The organism is Aliivibrio wodanis (assembly GCF_052920805.1).
In genome coordinates this window covers 217,537-234,434 of record NZ_JBREXA010000001.1, presented here as the reverse complement: position 1 = coordinate 234,434, position 16,898 = coordinate 217,537, and the positions used below count along the sequence as shown (strand labels likewise).

General features: G+C 39.0%; 15 protein-coding genes. 11 read left to right on the top strand and 4 right to left on the bottom strand.

All coding sequences use genetic code 11. From position 1 onward, the window contains the following. Positions 1-19: 19 nt before the first annotated feature. The 5 genes from ACU5DF_RS01050 (at position 20) to bamJ (ending at position 6,258) form a co-directional block, all read left to right on the top strand. Entirely contained in the window at positions 20-589 is a 570-nt protein-coding gene (locus ACU5DF_RS01050; protein ID WP_045103839.1) for a hypothetical protein, read from the top strand. A 16-nt stretch (positions 590-605) separates the two neighbouring features. Beyond that, the gene (gene mfd / locus ACU5DF_RS01045) at positions 606-4,061 is read left to right on the top strand and encodes a transcription-repair coupling factor (protein ID WP_446711460.1); all 3,456 of its coding nucleotides are present in this window, start codon (positions 606-608) and stop codon (positions 4,059-4,061) included. An 88-nt stretch (positions 4,062-4,149) separates the two neighbouring features. Further along, a complete protein-coding gene (locus tag ACU5DF_RS01040; protein WP_446711459.1) occupies positions 4,150-4,971 on the top strand; it encodes a peptidoglycan binding protein CsiV in 822 nt (273 codons plus the stop codon). Positions 4,972-5,089: 118 nt separating this feature from the next. After that, a complete protein-coding gene (locus ACU5DF_RS01035; RefSeq protein ID WP_045103836.1) occupies positions 5,090-5,713 on the top strand; it encodes a thiol:disulfide interchange protein DsbA/DsbL in 624 nt (207 codons plus the stop codon). Between the two features lie 71 nt (positions 5,714-5,784). Then, positions 5,785-6,258 carry a BamJ family beta-barrel-assembly machinery protein gene (gene bamJ / locus ACU5DF_RS01030; protein WP_045103835.1) on the top strand — a complete coding sequence of 158 codons (474 nt, stop codon included), beginning with the start codon at positions 5,785-5,787 and terminating at the stop codon, positions 6,256-6,258. A 92-nt stretch (positions 6,259-6,350) separates the two neighbouring features. Here the strand turns inward: bamJ and ACU5DF_RS01025 are convergent, their stop codons facing one another. The 4 genes from ACU5DF_RS01025 to ACU5DF_RS01010 all read right to left on the bottom strand — a co-directional run bounded on the left by ACU5DF_RS01025 (position 6,351) and on the right by ACU5DF_RS01010 (position 9,049). Continuing rightward, positions 6,351-6,740: a hypothetical protein gene (locus ACU5DF_RS01025; protein WP_045103834.1), complete on the bottom strand. Its 390-nt coding sequence runs from the start codon at positions 6,738-6,740 to the stop codon at positions 6,351-6,353. Positions 6,741-6,790: 50 nt separating this feature from the next. After that, complete coding sequence (locus tag ACU5DF_RS01020; protein WP_446711458.1) at positions 6,791-7,681, bottom strand: hypothetical protein; 891 nt, start codon at positions 7,679-7,681, stop codon at positions 6,791-6,793. Positions 7,682-7,690: 9 nt separating this feature from the next. Continuing rightward, positions 7,691-8,368, bottom strand: a complete 678-nt coding sequence (locus ACU5DF_RS01015) for an SEL1-like repeat protein (protein ID WP_446711457.1) — start codon at positions 8,366-8,368, stop codon at positions 7,691-7,693. Positions 8,369-8,443: 75 nt separating this feature from the next. Further along, positions 8,444-9,049 carry a class I SAM-dependent methyltransferase gene (locus ACU5DF_RS01010; RefSeq protein WP_446711456.1) on the bottom strand — a complete coding sequence of 202 codons (606 nt, stop codon included), beginning with the start codon at positions 9,047-9,049 and terminating at the stop codon, positions 8,444-8,446. A 281-nt stretch (positions 9,050-9,330) separates the two neighbouring features. Here ACU5DF_RS01010 and hutI point away from each other — a divergent pair, with 281 nt between their 5' ends. From hutI to ACU5DF_RS00980, 6 genes are all read left to right on the top strand, one after another. Then, entirely contained in the window at positions 9,331-10,572 is a 1,242-nt protein-coding gene (hutI, locus tag ACU5DF_RS01005) for an imidazolonepropionase (protein ID WP_446711455.1), read from the top strand. Beyond that, positions 10,562-11,593 (top strand): formimidoylglutamase, encoded by a 1,032-nt coding sequence (gene hutG / locus ACU5DF_RS01000; RefSeq protein ID WP_446711454.1) that lies wholly within the window; start codon positions 10,562-10,564, stop codon positions 11,591-11,593. Before hutI ends, hutG begins: the two co-directional genes overlap by 11 nt. 88 nt (positions 11,594-11,681) lie before the next feature. Next, positions 11,682-13,376, top strand: coding sequence for a urocanate hydratase (hutU, locus tag ACU5DF_RS00995; protein ID WP_446711453.1), 1,695 nt, complete (start codon positions 11,682-11,684; stop codon positions 13,374-13,376). 89 nt (positions 13,377-13,465) lie between these two features. Then, entirely contained in the window at positions 13,466-14,998 is a 1,533-nt protein-coding gene (hutH, locus tag ACU5DF_RS00990; protein WP_446711452.1) for a histidine ammonia-lyase, read from the top strand. A 180-nt stretch (positions 14,999-15,178) separates the two neighbouring features. Beyond that, on the top strand, positions 15,179-16,504 hold the full coding sequence (locus ACU5DF_RS00985) for an MATE family efflux transporter (RefSeq protein ID WP_446711451.1): 1,326 nt from the start codon (positions 15,179-15,181) through the stop codon (positions 16,502-16,504). Continuing rightward, on the top strand, positions 16,504-16,752 hold the full coding sequence (locus tag ACU5DF_RS00980) for a DUF2164 domain-containing protein (protein ID WP_446711450.1): 249 nt from the start codon (positions 16,504-16,506) through the stop codon (positions 16,750-16,752). Before ACU5DF_RS00985 ends, ACU5DF_RS00980 begins: the two co-directional genes overlap by 1 nt. The last annotated feature ends 146 nt before the right edge of the window (positions 16,753-16,898 follow it).

Genomic DNA, 16,898 nt, shown 5'->3' with positions numbered 1-16,898 from the left:
AATAAATAGAGGAACGCTTATGTCACATGACGAATATTTCTCGGTTCACTATGATTTAACTATCAACGTAGAACCTCTTGCTGCTGATAATTCACTTCCAAGCATGGCTGCCTTTGAACGTGAGATCCCAGCACCATTCAGAGTCGCTCAAGAGTGTAGTACCCTTGATGATGTCTCTGAAAACGAACTATCCTTCCTAAAACAAGATGATGGTAAACGTTTGGCTCATTACCTTACGAATCAAAATCAAAAAATAAATTTACTGTTGTCTTATCTGCTAATTCAACAAGATAACGAAATATTCAGACATAAAACGTCTAGCTTTGGCGCAAGTAAATTCACTTTTGAAAGTAAAACATCATTTGATTTACACCAAAAAGCTCGCGTTAAACTGTTTTTAGAGCACCCTCCCGCTGCAATCTATTGCTATGCAGCAGTGACACAGTGTACACCAACAGACTCTGGATTTATGGTTGAGATGGCTTATGAACTTCTTCGTGATATTGACCAAGATTTACTGATTAAAGCAGCACTGTACCAACAACAAAAGCTTCTTAAACTTCGCGCTCAAGAACGCAATTTAACTTAACGAACTGAATATCCTGATGCCTATAAAAAACTTACTGTCACTAACATTACCGACTAAAGCCAATGATACTCGCTCGGTTGGTAATTTAACGGGTTCATCTCTCGCACTTGCTATTGCGGAAATTGAACAACAACACACTGGACCTGTCGTCGTTGCTGTGACTGAGCCACAATTGGCATTTCGTTTACAAAATGAAATCAGTCAATTTAGCCAACGTTCGGTAGAGGTTTTTCCTGATTGGGAAACACTTCCTTATGACAGCTTTTCACCGCATCAGGACATTATTTCTGACCGTTTATCACGCCTATATCATTTGCCTCAGCAGAAAGATGGCACGCTAATTGTTCCTGTTAGTACCTTATTACAACGTCAATCACCGCAATCTTTCTTGCACAAACATGCGTTAGTAGTAAACGTAGGTGATCGTCTATCGTTTGATAAGCTGAAGTTACAGCTAGAAAAGTCTGGTTATTTACACGTAGACCAAGTCATGAGTCACGGTGAGTACGCAAGTCGTGGGTCTATTCTTGATTTATTCCCAATGGGTAATGCACACCCTTATCGAATTGATTTCTTTGATGATGAAATAGATACCATTCGTCAGTTTGATCCTGAAAACCAACGTACCATTGAAGAAGTAAAATCAATCAACTTACTGCCTGCCCATGAGTTCCCTACTGATGATGTGGCGATTGAAGATTTCCGTATTCGCTGGCGTCAACGTTTTGATGCTCGACGTGAACCAGAATCGGTTTATCAACAAATTAGCAAAGGTGCTTGGCCTGCCGGTATCGAATATTGGCAACCGCTGTTCTTTGATGAAACGGAAACTCTGTTCGACTATCTACCAGATAATACGTTATTAGTAACAATTGGTGATATAGAAAAAGCAGCCAATGATTTCTTAGCTGATGCCGAGTACCGCTATGACCAACGTCGAGTGGATCCACTGCGTCCTCTTCTACCTGTAAATGAGCTGTGGCTTCAAACGACGGATATGTTTGGCCTCTTTAAGCAATACCCTCGTGTAAAGCTAGCAAGAGAACCAGAAATAGAAAAAGCTGGCCGTTTTAATCCAGATTTACTTGAGTTACCAGAGATAGCAATTCAGCACCAAAACAAAGAACCGTTTGCACAATTTCGTCAATTCTATGAGAAATTCAGCGGTCAGGTGATCTTCTCTGTTGAATCTGAAGGTCGTCGTGAAGCTCTACTTGAATTACTTGCTCGCATTAAACTCAAACCCGCGATTTGTAATTCAATGAAAGATGCCGTCGCGCATAAAAATAAAGCCACTTTAGTGATTGGCTCGGCTGAACACGGCTTTATTCTTCAAAATCCATGCGTTGCTTTTATTTGTGAAAGTGACTTACTGGGTGAGCGAGTGATTCAACGTCGCCGCCGTGGTGATAACAAGTCAATCAACAGTAATACCCTGATCCGTAACCTTGCTGAGCTAAAAGTAGGCCAACCAGTGGTTCATATTGATCACGGTATTGGTCGTTACATGGGTCTTGAAACATTAGAAGTGGGCGATATGCCAGCTGAATACATGATGTTAGAGTACCTAAATGAAACCAAGCTGTATGTTCCTGTTTCTTCTTTAAATCTCATTAGCCGCTATTCAGCAGGAGCCGATGAAACCGCACCAATCAGTAAACTAGGCAGCGAAACATGGAGTAAAGCCCGTCGTAAAGCCGCTGAAAAAGTGCGTGATGTTGCAGCTGAACTACTGGATGTATACGCAAAACGTGCAATTAAACCAGGATTTGCTTTTAAACAAGATCGTGATGCTTACGCTGATTTCAGATCAAGTTTCCCATTTGAAGAAACACACGATCAAGAAATAGCGATTAACGACGTGTTATCCGATATGTGCCAAGCCAAAGCGATGGATCGCCTCGTTTGTGGTGATGTAGGCTTTGGTAAAACAGAAGTTGCTATGCGCGCAGCCTTCTTAGCAACACACAATGAGAAACAAGTCGCCGTATTGGTTCCAACTACCCTACTTGCTCAGCAGCATTTTGAGAATTTCCGTGACCGTTTTGCTAACTTCCCAATTCGAGTTGAAGTTCTGTCTCGCTTTAAATCAGCCAAAGAACAAAAAGAAATTTTAGCCGCTACCGCTGAAGGTAAAGTGGATATCTTAATCGGTACTCACAAGTTACTGCAAGACAGCATCAAGTTTGAAGATCTTGGTTTACTGATCGTAGATGAAGAGCACCGCTTTGGTGTCCGTCAGAAAGAAAAAGTAAAAGCCATGCGCTCAGACGTAGATATTCTAACGTTAACCGCAACACCCATTCCAAGAACCTTGAATATGGCAATGAGTGGCATGCGTGATTTATCAATCATCGCAACACCACCTGCTCGCCGATTAGCGATTAAAACCTTTGTTCGTGAAAAAGCCGATGATGTGATTAAAGAAGCAATTCTTCGTGAGATCAAACGTGGTGGTCAAGTTTATGTTCTGCACAACAATGTAGAAACCATTCAAAATGCCGCTGAAGATATTGAAAAACTGATCCCAGAAGCACGTGTCACCTTAGCTCATGGCCAAATGCGTGAACGTGAATTAGAACGCATCATGGGTGATTTTTATCATCAGCGTTTCAATGTTCTAGTTTGTACAACGATTATTGAAACCGGTATTGATGTTCCAACAGCGAACACCATCATCATGGATCGTGCCGATAAACTCGGTTTAGCTCAATTACACCAATTACGTGGTCGTGTGGGTCGCTCACACCACCAAGCTTATGCATATTTACTGACGCCACATCCGAAAGCCTTAAGTAAAGATGCAAGAAAACGTTTGGATGCAATTGCTTCACTGGAAGACCTAGGTGCAGGTTTTACTCTTGCTACTCACGATTTAGAGATCCGTGGTGCAGGTGAATTACTGGGTGATGGCCAAAGTGGTCAAATTCAATCTGTTGGTTTTACTCTATATATGGAAATGCTTGAGCAAGCAGTTGAAGCCTTAAAAGAAGGAAAAGAGCCTTCATTAGATGATTTATTGCGTGAACAAACGGAAGTCGAGCTTCGTTTACCTGCATTAATTCCTGAAGATTACATTCCAGATGTTAATACTCGCTTGTCTCTATACAAACGTATTGCGAGCGTTTCAGACAATGGCGAATTAGATGAACTAAAAGTAGAAATCATTGACCGATTTGGTTCATTACCAGAAGCAACTCAAACATTATTAGTCAGTTCAGAAGTTAAAATGTTAGCCGCTTCATTAAAAGTGAAGAAATTAGAAGCGCATGGAAACGGTGGTTATATTGAATTTGAACCTACCGCTGACATAAACCCTATGTTCCTTGTGTCGTTATTACAAAAAGATCCAAAAGGCTTTGCCTTAGATGGACCAACGAAAATAAAATTTATAAGAGACTTAAGTGAGAGACAAGTGAGAATTAAATACGTAATAGACTTGCTCAATCTGTTTTACGAAAATAGAATCTAGCTATTAGATTTAAATAATAAAAAATACTAACTTTTAGTCTCGATTATGGATAACCGAGACTTTAAAGACCCATTTCACTGGAGTTTGAATGAAAAAAATAATTTATGCGCTGATCCTACTAGCAAGCTGGCCTTCATTTGCTCGTCAATTTGACGTTGAAGTCATCATTTTTAAACGCAATGTTGAGCCTTCGTCTTTCCAAGAATCATGGCCAGACCTTCTTGACCCTATTAATTTAGGTCGTGCTTTTTCATATCGTGATAAAGCCGTAATAAATAAAAATAACGCTTTTTTAATTTCAGACTATAAATTAAGCAACGTATATAAAAAATTACAAAACCACGCAGGGTTTAAGCCTCTTGTTCATGTTGCATGGCGTCAAGGTGACTCGGGTTCTGCTCGATCACCAATATTTCATGTTCAAGCTGGACAAAATTTCTCAAACCGTTTTGTAGCCGATGGTCGAACACTCGAAGATGCAAAGGCCGATATCAATTTACAGCCCTTAGATGCACCTGTACCTACTATTGCTCAAAATGGCGAAGACAATCAGCTTGTTACTGGCTCACTGCTTGAGTTAGATGGAACACTTCAAGTATATGTGCAACACTATCTATATGTTAAAACAGAATTGGATTTAAAAATTCCTGGGCAACATGAATTTATTATCAATACCATGCTTGACGATCAAGCTGAGACGGTAAATGAGATCAATACAGACATCATGCCAATTCAAGAACTGAATTCTAATGTTCAATTTGGCCATTTAGAAGACGTAACACCAGAAACGGAAGTTAAAGAGTATCTAAAGTCTTACCGCATAAAAGAAAAGCGTAAAATGCGTAGTGGAGAAACTCATTATATTGACCATCCTCTAATGGGTATGATCATTCAGGTACGTAAAGTATAATTATATAAACTCTTTACACAATTTTACTAAAATAGGACGACATTTGTTGTCCTATTTCGTTTCTACTTTCCTAAAATCATGCTATTTTCATTCGAAATCATAACCTATGAGAATTCACATGAAATCTATCATCAAACCGTTACTGCTTATCCTTTCTTCTGCCCTATTTTTAACAGCTTGCAATGACGAAAACTCCCCAAAAGAAGGAACTCACTATGAAGTCCTTTCTACACCTTTAACTCAAGATTCAGTTGCACCTGTCACTGAAGTATTCGCACTCTCTTGTGGCCATTGCCGTAATATGGAAAATTTTTTACCAGTGATCAGTCAAGAAGCAGGGGCAGATATTGGAAAAATGCATATTACCTTTAACCAATCTGCACACATTGCTTCTATGTTCTATTATGCTGCTGAAATGCAAGTTGATGGCACTCCAGATCATGCATTTATGGAAGACCTATTCTCAGCTACTCAAATAGGTAAAGAAGCAACACTAACAGAGCAAGAAGAAATGTACGCTAAAGCATTTACCTCTCGTGGTTTAACAAGTCCTTACGAGTTTAATGAAGAGCAGCGTGATATTTTAATTAAAAAAGTAGATAATGCAAAACTACTTTCTGAGCAATCAGGAATTAGTTCTGTTCCTACTTTTGTAGTTAACGGTAAATATAACGTACTAGTTGGTGGCCATGATGATCCTAAAAAGATCGCTGAAACTATCCGCTACCTACTAGAAAAGTAATTAACTAATATCCCTCCAGTAAGTAATAAAAAATACTTACTCGGTTCGGTATCTTACTATAAGGAAATATTGTGTCTAAAATCATTATCACTATTGCTGTTATCGTTCTTGGTTATATGCTGTTTCAACACTTTGTAAATAATCCAAAAGCAGCACAAGAAAATATTGAAATTGGTAAAGCATTCTTAGCTGAAAATGCCACTAAAGAAGGCGTAAAAACGACAGATTCGGGCCTACAGTACCTAGTTCTTGAAGAGGGTACAGGTACAGAACACCCTACAGCCAAAAGTAAAGTGAAGGTGCATTATCACGGCACTACGATTGATGGCAAGGTTTTTGATAGTTCTGTTGATCGTGGACAGCCTATTGAATTTGGTTTAGGCCAAGTAATCAAGGGTTGGACAGAAGGCGTTCAGCTAATGGTTGTAGGTCAGAAAGTTCGCTTCTTCATTCCAAGTAATTTGGCTTATGGAAACCGTGCGGCAGGTTCGATTCAACCAGGTTCAGTGCTAATCTTTGAAGTTGAGTTATTAGACTTCAAATAATGCCAATGTAATCAATTTATTTGCTTAAAATTCTTACCGAAAAATAAACCCATTACAAATGGCTAATCACAATGATTAGCCATTTGTATCTTTCAATTCCCAGAAAATCGCTCACCAAAATAAGAGCCTAGTAGGGCAAGTAAAAAAGCAACTACCCCACCTATCATCATTTTATCCATACTAAATCCAATATAAGAATATGGTGTAAATAGAGACAGTGATAGCACTACTAATACAGAGAGGAAAGCAGCGAATGCTGGTTCAAACATTCTTTTTCCTGGTGAAATTAAGCCAATAATTATTCCACCTATAAAAAATGCAGATAAATGTAATAATCCTTGTAGCATAAACTGTAGGCTTATAGATATATATCTACCAACAATTAACTTACCAACAAAACCACCAATCAATAACTCAACACCAATAAATGTTAAAAAGCTTACAAATATCCAAAATTTAGAAACAACACGTCTACGAGTCATATTTTATATCTTCCATTTCTATATTCTCTATCATACCAATTCAACAACAGTTATTGATATTCTATAGTTTTTATTTCTATCCCAACAGGTGATATTTCTCCTGTTATTAGCACTTTCATTGTATCGTTCACTCTCATCCAATAGGCCTTGCTCTTCATGCATACAGGTGATAAAAGTTCTTTAAGATATACACCACCTTCACATGTGGTAACTTTAGATTGTTCATAGGCGGCATTTTTTCCAGTAATCGTCATTGCTACCATATTTGGCTTAGCCGTAAAAAAATGGACTGCAGTTAACCCTCCTTGAGCTAAACCAAAAGAAAATACTAGACTTAAACACAATACATTTAAAGAGGCTTTCCAATTCGACTTATAATCTTGTTTATTTACATAAATTAAAAATAATAAAACAAAAACAAAGCTTAAAATATATACTATTTTTAATTCGTTGATATGATCGTCATAAAACCGGAAGTCTTCAAGAAAGAAGAACAAGTAGCCAATCAGTGAAGAGGCATAAACAGCATATTTACTATAACTAGATAGTTTTTGTACTAATTTACTTTTAGAAAAATAAACACGATTAAAATTAGCATGCGAATTTTTTATCGCATCCTTTAAGCAGGACTTCCCTTTTTCAAGAGTCACTTTCTGAGTTTTTCTCTTGTTATTCTCTTCATCGACTATTGTTAATATCCCATTTTTATCACTCAGAGCTTGGTAAGTAATGTGTATTTTTTTTGAACGCTCAGTAAAGGTGACATGGATATAGCTTGATTCATTTGCATTTTTATATAATCGTCGATACTCATAATTTAATACAACATCATTCACAACCACAAATAGTTTCGTCAACGTATTCATATCAAGAATTGGCGTGGTTTTTTTATTTCCGGTTATCTTATCTATTTCTTCTGTCGATATAGTTAATATCTTCATTTTATAACCCTAATTGATTCGATAACCAAGCTTATCAAGCAAAGTTGAATAACTTTTATTTTTAGGACAAACGCCACGAGTATAGTATTTATCCATTGCTTGTTTTTCTTTCAAGAATATTTGAGTAGACAAACTTTGCGCTAATGACTCAGCCTTAAGGTAGCCATTAAGTGTTGCACATCTTGCCCAAATATAAGCTTCATTATACTTCCCTGCTTTTCTATATAATTGTGCGGCTTTATATTGCCCTTCTAGAAGACCTTTTCCAGCAGCAAGTTTCATCCAATACATTGATTTTTCCGTATCACCATATTGGTTATAAATCTCACTAATGAAGTATCGAGCAATTGGATTAGCTGGTATTTTGTAGAATGACAATAACGCTTTTTTATGATTATTGAGTTCTATATACTCAATCAAGCCTCGCATTAAATAGGTCTTCTCATCGTTCTCTTTCATATGATCTATAAATAAAATAGCATCATAAAATGATTGCTCTAGCATTAACTGGTTTACAATTTTATTACCTTCTAAAACGGATAAACTCTTCGCTGATTTTTCAATACCAAATAATTGTATTTTATTTGATTCTACCTCTGTTCTTCCCTCAACTGGCTCTTTATTTAAATAATTTACCAAGGCCATTATTAAAATAATAAATATTGAGTGTTTTAATGCATTGTACATATAAATAAAAATAACCTTATTGACATTTAAAACAATATCATCCCTAATTAGGTATATAATACAGGTATTTTATTTCTATTTCCTCATTACTATCGTAAAATCTTCATCGGCATAACCTATAATTAACTTACTATTTGGGCATAGGCTTAAACAGTAATTTAAAACTTGTTCTGGATCATGTGATTCTAATAATTTGGAATAAGCAAAGTGATCACGGTTCAATAAATTAAAAATTACAGCTTCCTCTGCTTTCTCATACATAGCTTTTATTATTTTTGCATGATAGGTTTTATTTCTTGTTCTATAATTTAGCGAACCACTAGCAACTATAATATCAGCAGGTGGTAATTTTAAAGAAGAGAAGTCTCCTTTAATAAAATTACTATTTTCTTGCCGCTGAAAATGTTTTTTGGCTTGCTTAATAAAACTACCTTGTTGATCAACACCTACATAAGAGTTAACAGTACAACTCATATCAAGAAAGGTTTTAAAATCACCATAACCGCAACCTAAATCTAATATGCGTTTATTGTCAAAATCTAGTGACTCTACGATAACTTTGAAACGCAAAAATTGAGACTCTGTTGAACTCCAACCTAAGCTTTTAGCGTTATGACCTAAGTATTGTTGCTGCCTTTCGTCATGAAAGAGACGAATCGTCAGTCTATCTAATAAATGCACGTTTTACCTATTCTGTCTTTGTTTTCTGAGAGTGTACGCTTTGCAGCTGCTCTTTTCATCTCCTTAACGTTATCACACAGCATAAATACTATTAAATTATTCAAGATAGATACTCATCCCTCTTTAACCGTAGTATCTTCTCAAAACTGGATATTTAATAGTCAATAATTGCTCTTTTGATCACAACTCCATTACACTCTACCTTGCCTTAACCAATAAAAAAGATTATCTCTTTGTATATAAATATTAACTTACTTGTTAATTTACATAGGCAGATACTCATGGATAGAATTTTTACCAATCTTAACCTCATCACAATGAAGACAGATCTGTCTAAGCCAAATGATGGCTATCAAGTTATTAAAAATGCAATGATCGGTATAACAAATGGAAAGATTGAATACGTTGGTCACTCCTGCCCCGAGATATTTCATGGTCATCCTGATGTTATTGATTGTAGTAATGTCTTAGTCACTCCGGGATTCATTGATTGTCACACTCACCTTGTTTTTGCTGGTAATCGAGCGAATGAATTTGAACAACGTTTACAAGGCGTACCTTATGAAGAAATAGCAAAACAAGGAGGAGGGATTTTATCTACCGTATATGCCACTCGTGAAGCAACAGAAGATGAGCTTTATCACTTAGCAATCCAACGCTTAGAAGGCTTAAAGCGTGACGGCGTCACTACCGTTGAGATTAAATCAGGTTATGGCTTAACGCTTAATGATGAAATCAAAATGCTACGAGTTGCCAAACGCATTGCAGAATTACCAGATATAAAAGTCTCTACCACGTTGCTTTCTGCACACGCCCTTCCTCCTGAATACAAAGACAAGCCTGACGATTACATCACCTTAATTTGTGACTCAATTATTCCTACTGTCGCCGAACAAAAATTAGCGGATCACGTTGATGTATTTTGTGAAGGAATTGGATTTTCCACTAAGCAGTGTGAGCGTGTATTCAATATAGCATTAGAACACGGTTTAAAAATTAAAGGTCATACTGAGCAATTATCAAATCTTGGCGGCAGTGCATTAGCCGCATCTATGGGGGCTTCTTCGGTTGATCATATTGAATATCTTGATGAAGATGGTATCAAAGTATTAGCACAAAATAATACCGTAGCTACTCTTTTACCTGGTGCCTTTTATTTCTTGCGAGAGACCAAACTCCCACCGATTGAATTGCTGCGTAAGTATCGCGTTCCAATGGCTATTGCCACCGATTTTAACCCCGGAACGTCACCCATTGCTTCGCTTCGTACCATGATGAATATGGCTTGCACTTTATTTAAATTAACACCAGAAGAATCTCTACGGGGTGTAACTTGCCATGCAGCTCAAGCACTTGGGTTACAAGACTCTCGCGGAACGATTGAAGTAGGTATGGATGCCGACTTTGCACTTTGGCAATTAGACTCTCCTGCTGAACTCTCCTATCGATTAGGCGTTCCCGATCTTATTGCTCGTGTAGTTGATGGAAACATTTTTTATAATAAGGAAAGTTATGAAAAATAAGAGCTTAATCGATATGGCAAGTTGGACAGGCAGAGTCGATCTTGAAGATGGCGATCTCGGTTTACGCTGGCATCAAAAAATTACCGCTGCAACTAACTCAAGTACAGACGGAATAATGTTGCTTGGCTTTGCTTGTGATGAAGGAGTTTATCGCAATAAAGGCCGTATTGGTGCTTATTCTGCCCCACAAATCATTCGCCGCGCATTAGCCAATCTAGCTTGGCATCATAATAAAGCTGTTTTTGATGGTGGGGATACCTGTTGTGATGATGCTGATCTTGAAATAGCACAGCAACAACTTGGTGATAATGTTGAACAAGCCCTTGCTAAGCATAACCAAGTGCTTGTTTTTGGGGGCGGTCATGAAATTGCATGGGGTTCCTTTCAAGGCATTGCACGTCATTTAAAAAAGATCAATGAATCAAACCAACAAAAGACGCCACCACGCATTGGGATTATTAATTTTGATGCACATTTTGATCTACGAAATCCTCCACCAAAAGAAGATGAATTTGAAAAGTCAGAAAAGCAACTTCTTGGTAGCTCGGGAACTCCTTTTTATCAAATCGCTCAATATTGTAAAACGAATGAATGGCCATTTAATTATGCTTGTTTAGGATTAAACCGAGGCAGTAATACTCAAGCTCTTTATCACAAGGCTGATTCCCTTGGTGTACTTTATTTTGATGATACCGAAATGACGCACGCTAATCTTCCAATAATACACCGTGGTTTATCCAATTTTATTGAGCAAAATGATTACCTTTATCTCACCATTGATATCGATGTTTTTCCAGCTTCAGTTGCTCCGGGAGTGAGTGCTCCAGCTGTTCGTGGGGTCTCTCTTGAGATCATAGAACCACTAATCTGCCATATATTGAAGGCTAAAAATCATCAAGGTAATTCAAAGTTATTATTAGCTGATATGGCTGAATTCAACCCTACATTTGATATTGATAACCAAACGGCACGCTTGGCTGCAAGACTCGCTTGGACCATTTCTCATGGAATGAAAGCGTAATGCTTTTATTTTCAGAGCTAGTAATTCACAAGCACTTTTAATGTTCAAAAACAGTCACCAATACTATTAACTCGCAAGGAGAGCAACAATGACACATGCATCGCCATCTAACCCTAGATTGGATGAGACCCGCACTATTATTGCCCCAACAGGTACAAAACTCACCGCTAAATCTTGGTTAACTGAAGCCCCGCTTCGTATGTTAATGAATAACTTACATCCAGATGTAGCAGAGCACCCTCATGCTCTGGTTGTATATGGTGGTATTGGTCGTGCTGCACGAAATTGGCAATGTTATGACAAAATTGTCGAAGTGCTGACTCGCCTTGAAGAAGACGAAACCTTGCTAGTGCAATCAGGAAAACCTGTCGGTGTATTTAAAACCCACACCAATGCGCCCCGTGTACTCATTGCAAATTCCAATTTAGTTCCTCACTGGGCCAATTGGGAGTACTTTAACGAGCTCGATAAACAAGGCTTGATGATGTATGGCCAAATGACGGCTGGCAGTTGGATCTACATTGGCTCTCAAGGCATTGTTCAAGGCACTTACGAAACGTTTGTTGCTATGGCTCGTCAGCACTTTGATGGTAAAGCCGCAGGTCGATGGGTATTAACTGGCGGCCTTGGTGGTATGGGTGGCGCGCAACCTCTCGCAGCAACCATGGCTGGGTTTTCAATGCTTGCTGTTGAGTGTGATGAATCACGTATCGATTATCGCTTACGCACAGGTTATGTGGATCGCAAAGCCACTACATTAGACGAAGCATTGGCAATAATAGAAGAATCAAAACAGTCTGGTACGCCCGTGTCTGTTGGTTTACTAGGTAATGCTGCTGATGTGTATGCTGATATCGTTCAACGCGGTATTGTGCCGGATATTACCACCGACCAAACGTCCGCTCATGATCCACTCAATGGCTATTTACCACAAGGTTGGTCAATGGAACAGGCGGCAGAAATGCGCTTAAAAGACGAATCCATTGTCGTATCTGCCGCTAAAAAATCAATGGCAATTCAAGTTCAAGCCATGCTGGATTTACAAAGCGCAGGTTCAGCCACCGTTGATTATGGCAATAATATTCGCCAAATGGCCTTAGAAGAAGGTATCGCTAATGCCTTTGATTTTCCGGGTTTTGTACCTGCTTATATTCGTCCGCTATTTTGTGAAGGCATCGGGCCTTTTCGTTGGGCGGCACTTTCTGGCGATCCAGAAGACATCTATAAAACCGACCAAAAAGTAAAAGAGCTTATTCCTGATAATCCGCATCTGCACAACTGGCTTGATATGGCACGTGAACGTATTCAATTCCAAGGGTTACCGGCTCGTATTTGTTGGGTTGGCTTAAAAGATCGTGCACGTCTCGGTAAAGCCTTTAATGAAATGGTAAAAAATGGAGAGTTAAAAGCGCCGATTGTGATTGGTCGAGATCATCTTGATTCAGGCTCGGTTGCCAGTCCAAACCGTGAAACCGAAGGCATGATGGATGGCTCTGATGCCGTATCCGATTGGCCACTGCTAAACGCCCTACTTAACACCGCATCGGGAGCTACTTGGGTATCGCTTCACCATGGTGGTGGCGTTGGCATGGGATTCTCTCAACATTCAGGCATGGTTATTGTTTGTGATGGTAGCGATGACGCGGCAGAACGAGTTGCTCGAGTACTCCATAATGACCCTGCAACAGGGGTTATGCGTCATGCGGATGCAGGTTATGACATCGCAATCAATTGTGCTAAAGAACAAAACTTAGATTTACCAATGCTATCTGAACCAAAATAAGTAGCAATAAACCCTATATTAAAAATAATTATAAAGAATACCAACCTAGCTAAACGAGTTGGTATCACAACCATAACGAGAAACGAACTATGTATTCATTAGAAATTATTCCAGGCAAGTTATCTCTAAAACAGTTACGTGAAGTTAGCCGTCACCCTACTCAACTTTCACTTCATCCAGACGCTTTACCCGATATGATCACCAGTGCTGAGGTGGTTGCTCAAGTGATCCGAGACGGTAAAACCGTTTATGGCATTAATACCGGGTTTGGGTTGCTCGCCAATACCTGTATTGCAGAAGAAGATCTAGAAACACTGCAACGCAGTATTGTTCTGTCGCATGCTGCGGGTATTGGTCAATTCATGGATGACGCAACCGTTCGGTTAATGATTGTCCTGAAAATAAACAGCCTTTCTCGCGGATACTCAGGCATTCGCCCGCTAGTGGTCAACGCATTAATTCAATTAGTTAATTCTGAGGTGTATCCCTGCATTCCTAAAAAGGGATCTGTTGGGGCCTCTGGCGATCTTGCTCCTTTGGCTCACATGAGTACCGTTTTATTAGGCGAAGGGGAAGCTCGTTATAAAGGCGAAGTGATTTCAGGTCAAAAAGCCTTAGAAATCGCAAAGTTAGAGCCTATAACACTCGCACCAAAAGAAGGGCTAGCGCTACTGAACGGAACTCAGGCCTCTACTGCGTTTGCTCTAGAAGGTTTATTCGCCGCCGAAGATTTATATGCCGCTGCAACGGTCTGTGGTGCAATGACAGTTGAGGCCGCATTAGGCAGCCGTAAACCATTTGACCCAAGAATTCACCGTGTTCGTGGGCATCGTAGTCAAATGGACGCCGCATTAGGCTATCGTCATTTATTAACACAAAATAGTGAGATTGGTTTATCACATCAATGCTGTGAACGAGTACAAGATCCCTATTCACTGCGTTGTCAGCCTCAAGTGATGGGCGCTTGTTTACAACAGATCAGAAACTCTGCCGATACATTAGAGATAGAATCAAACTCTGTATCGGACAATCCTTTAGTCTTCGCAGAGGATGGCGACATTATCTCTGGTGGTAACTTTCATGCAGAACCTGTTGCAATGGCAGCAGATAACCTTGCTTTAGCAATTGCTGAAATTGGCAGCTTATCTGAACGTCGAATGGCGCTTCTTATCGACAGCGGTTTAAGTAAACTCCCTCCATTCTTAGTTGATAATGGCGGTGTAAACTCAGGTTTTATGATTGCTCAGGTTACCGCTGCTGCATTGGCTAGTGAAAACAAAAGCCTCGCTCATCCAGCCTCTGTTGATAGCTTACCGACGTCAGCTAACCAAGAAGATCATGTGTCAATGGCCACCTTCGCTGGTCGTCGTCTAGGTGACATGGCAGAGAATACACGTGGCATACTCGCAGTAGAACTATTGGCATCTGCACAAGGTCTAGACTTTAGAGCACCAAATAAGAGTTCAGAACGTATTGAAGAAGCCAAAAGCATGCTCCGTGAACGTGTCGATTTCTATGATAAAGACCGTTACTTTGCACCAGACATAGCCAAAGCTAATACCTTATTACTTGAAGCAAAATACAATGCATTAATGCCTGAGTCCTTGCTTCCTAGTATTTAGAAACATAGAAGTATCTAAAAACATAGAAACCTACAAAAAAACATAGCCGTAGCTTCTTGATTTATGATTAAGAAGCTACGGTTATGGCATAAACTCTTCCTCTATTCTCACTCATACATTTGAGTCTTGCTCTATAATCAGTACAATAGCCGACCAATACTTTTAGAGCACCCTTTAATCATGCCAAGTTCTTCTCTCTCAAAACAGCTTTTTCAAATGACATGGCCAATGATGTTTGGTGTTCTTTCTCTAATGAGCTTTCAATTAGTTGATAGTGCCTTTATCGGCCAACTTGGCATACTTCCTCTTGCTGCCCAAGGCTTTACCATGCCATTGCAGATGGTCATTATTGGTTTACAAGTCGGCTTAGGCATTGCTACAACAGCCGTAATCGCACGAGTATTAGGCGCTCAACAAGTTAAGAAGGCCAAACAGCTTGCCGGATTAGTTCTCACTCTAGGCGCTGGTATGGTATTTATCATGTGCTTACTCATTTGGTTCTCTCGAGGTTTATTACTTAACCTATTGGGCGCAGAAGCCAATGTATTTCCCATAATCGATAATTACTGGCCTGTATGGTTAGCAAGTTGCTGGGCTGGTGCAATGATCTATTTTGCTTACAGTGTCTGTCGTGCTAATGGAGATACCAAACTTCCCGGCTTAATGATGATGGCAACCAGTATTCTCAATATGATCCTTGACCCCATTTTTATTTTTCATTTTGATTTAGGATTAAACGGAGCGGCTTGGGCAACGATCGTATCTTTCACCATTGGCTTCTGTATTATTTTACCTCCCATTTTCAAACGTCATTGGATCTCTTTTTCTTGGCATAACCTGCCAATTATCGCCTCCATTAAAGAGCTAAACTCAGTAATGACGCCTGCAATGATGAGTCAGTTACTTCCTCCACTATCCTCAATGATGGCAACTAAAATCATTGCCGGTTTTGGTGCTGCTGCCGTTGCGGGTTGGGCTATGGCTTCACGTATTGAGTTCTTTGCTATTGTTGTCGTTCTAGCGTTAACCATGTCGATTCCACCAATGGTCGGGAAAATGCTTGGCGCTAAACAATTTGATGATATTCAAAAACTGATCCATATTGCCGTAAAATTTGTTCTAGCTTGGCAGATTGGATTAGCTATTATTCTCTTTGCTATTGCCACCCCACTCGCTAATTTATTAAGCACGGATGTCAATGTAGTTCAAGTAATCGAGTCTTATCTTTTATGGGTTCCGATCAGCCTTAGTTCATTGGGTATTTGCATGTTAATGGTATCTGTTTGTAATGCACTCGGCGTTTCAATGCGAGCATTAACCATTTCTACATTACGACTTTTTGCCTGTTTCTTACCGATGATATGGCTAGGATCTACCTTATTTGGTCTACATGGCGTATTCATGGGCGCATTAGTTGGCAATACGATGGCAGGAATTATTGCGTGGATAATGTACAATAAAGCCATTCATAATCTTCAAAAAACCATAACCGCTAAGGACCGATAATGACCACAATTACGATACCAAAAAATAAGCGAGATGAATTAATCAACAAATTCCAAGGCTATTTTGAGCAAGAACTCGATATGGAATTAGGTCAGTTCGATGGTGAATTTTTGTTGGACTTTATTATTAAACACACAGGGCCTGTTTTTTATAATCAAGGCTTAGCTGACGCTCAAACGATTATCGAGCGTAAAACACAAGATATTGCCGATGAGATATACGAAATAGAGATGATTGAAAATCAATAATCAACATAAAGTTAATGATGCTAATTCTATTAAATATTTATTATTTATTATTTATTATTTATTAAACTATCAAATAATTACTTTAAGATTAAACCGCTTCCTAACATAAGAAACTCATGAAATGGCTATCAAGACAAAAAAATTAA

Excerpts from the sequence above, each read along its gene's own strand:
- ACU5DF_RS01050 (WP_045103839.1), top strand. The coding sequence starts at position 20 with ATGTCACATGACGAATATTTCTCGGTTCACTATGATTTAACTATCAAC.
- mfd (WP_446711460.1), top strand. The coding sequence starts at position 606 with ATGCCTATAAAAAACTTACTGTCACTAACATTACCGACTAAAGCCAAT.
- ACU5DF_RS01040 (WP_446711459.1), top strand. The coding sequence starts at position 4,150 with ATGAAAAAAATAATTTATGCGCTGATCCTACTAGCAAGCTGGCCTTCA.
- ACU5DF_RS01035 (WP_045103836.1), top strand. The coding sequence starts at position 5,090 with ATGAAATCTATCATCAAACCGTTACTGCTTATCCTTTCTTCTGCCCTA.
- ACU5DF_RS01025 (WP_045103834.1), bottom strand. The coding sequence starts at position 6,740 with ATGACTCGTAGACGTGTTGTTTCTAAATTTTGGATATTTGTAAGCTTT.
- ACU5DF_RS01020 (WP_446711458.1), bottom strand. The coding sequence starts at position 7,681 with ATGAAGATATTAACTATATCGACAGAAGAAATAGATAAGATAACCGGA.
- ACU5DF_RS01015 (WP_446711457.1), bottom strand. The coding sequence starts at position 8,368 with ATGTACAATGCATTAAAACACTCAATATTTATTATTTTAATAATGGCC.
- hutI (WP_446711455.1), top strand. The coding sequence starts at position 9,331 with ATGGATAGAATTTTTACCAATCTTAACCTCATCACAATGAAGACAGAT.
- hutG (WP_446711454.1), top strand. The coding sequence starts at position 10,562 with ATGAAAAATAAGAGCTTAATCGATATGGCAAGTTGGACAGGCAGAGTC.
- hutU (WP_446711453.1), top strand. The coding sequence starts at position 11,682 with ATGACACATGCATCGCCATCTAACCCTAGATTGGATGAGACCCGCACT.
- hutH (WP_446711452.1), top strand. The coding sequence starts at position 13,466 with ATGTATTCATTAGAAATTATTCCAGGCAAGTTATCTCTAAAACAGTTA.
- ACU5DF_RS00985 (WP_446711451.1), top strand. The coding sequence starts at position 15,179 with ATGCCAAGTTCTTCTCTCTCAAAACAGCTTTTTCAAATGACATGGCCA.
- ACU5DF_RS00980 (WP_446711450.1), top strand. The coding sequence starts at position 16,504 with ATGACCACAATTACGATACCAAAAAATAAGCGAGATGAATTAATCAAC.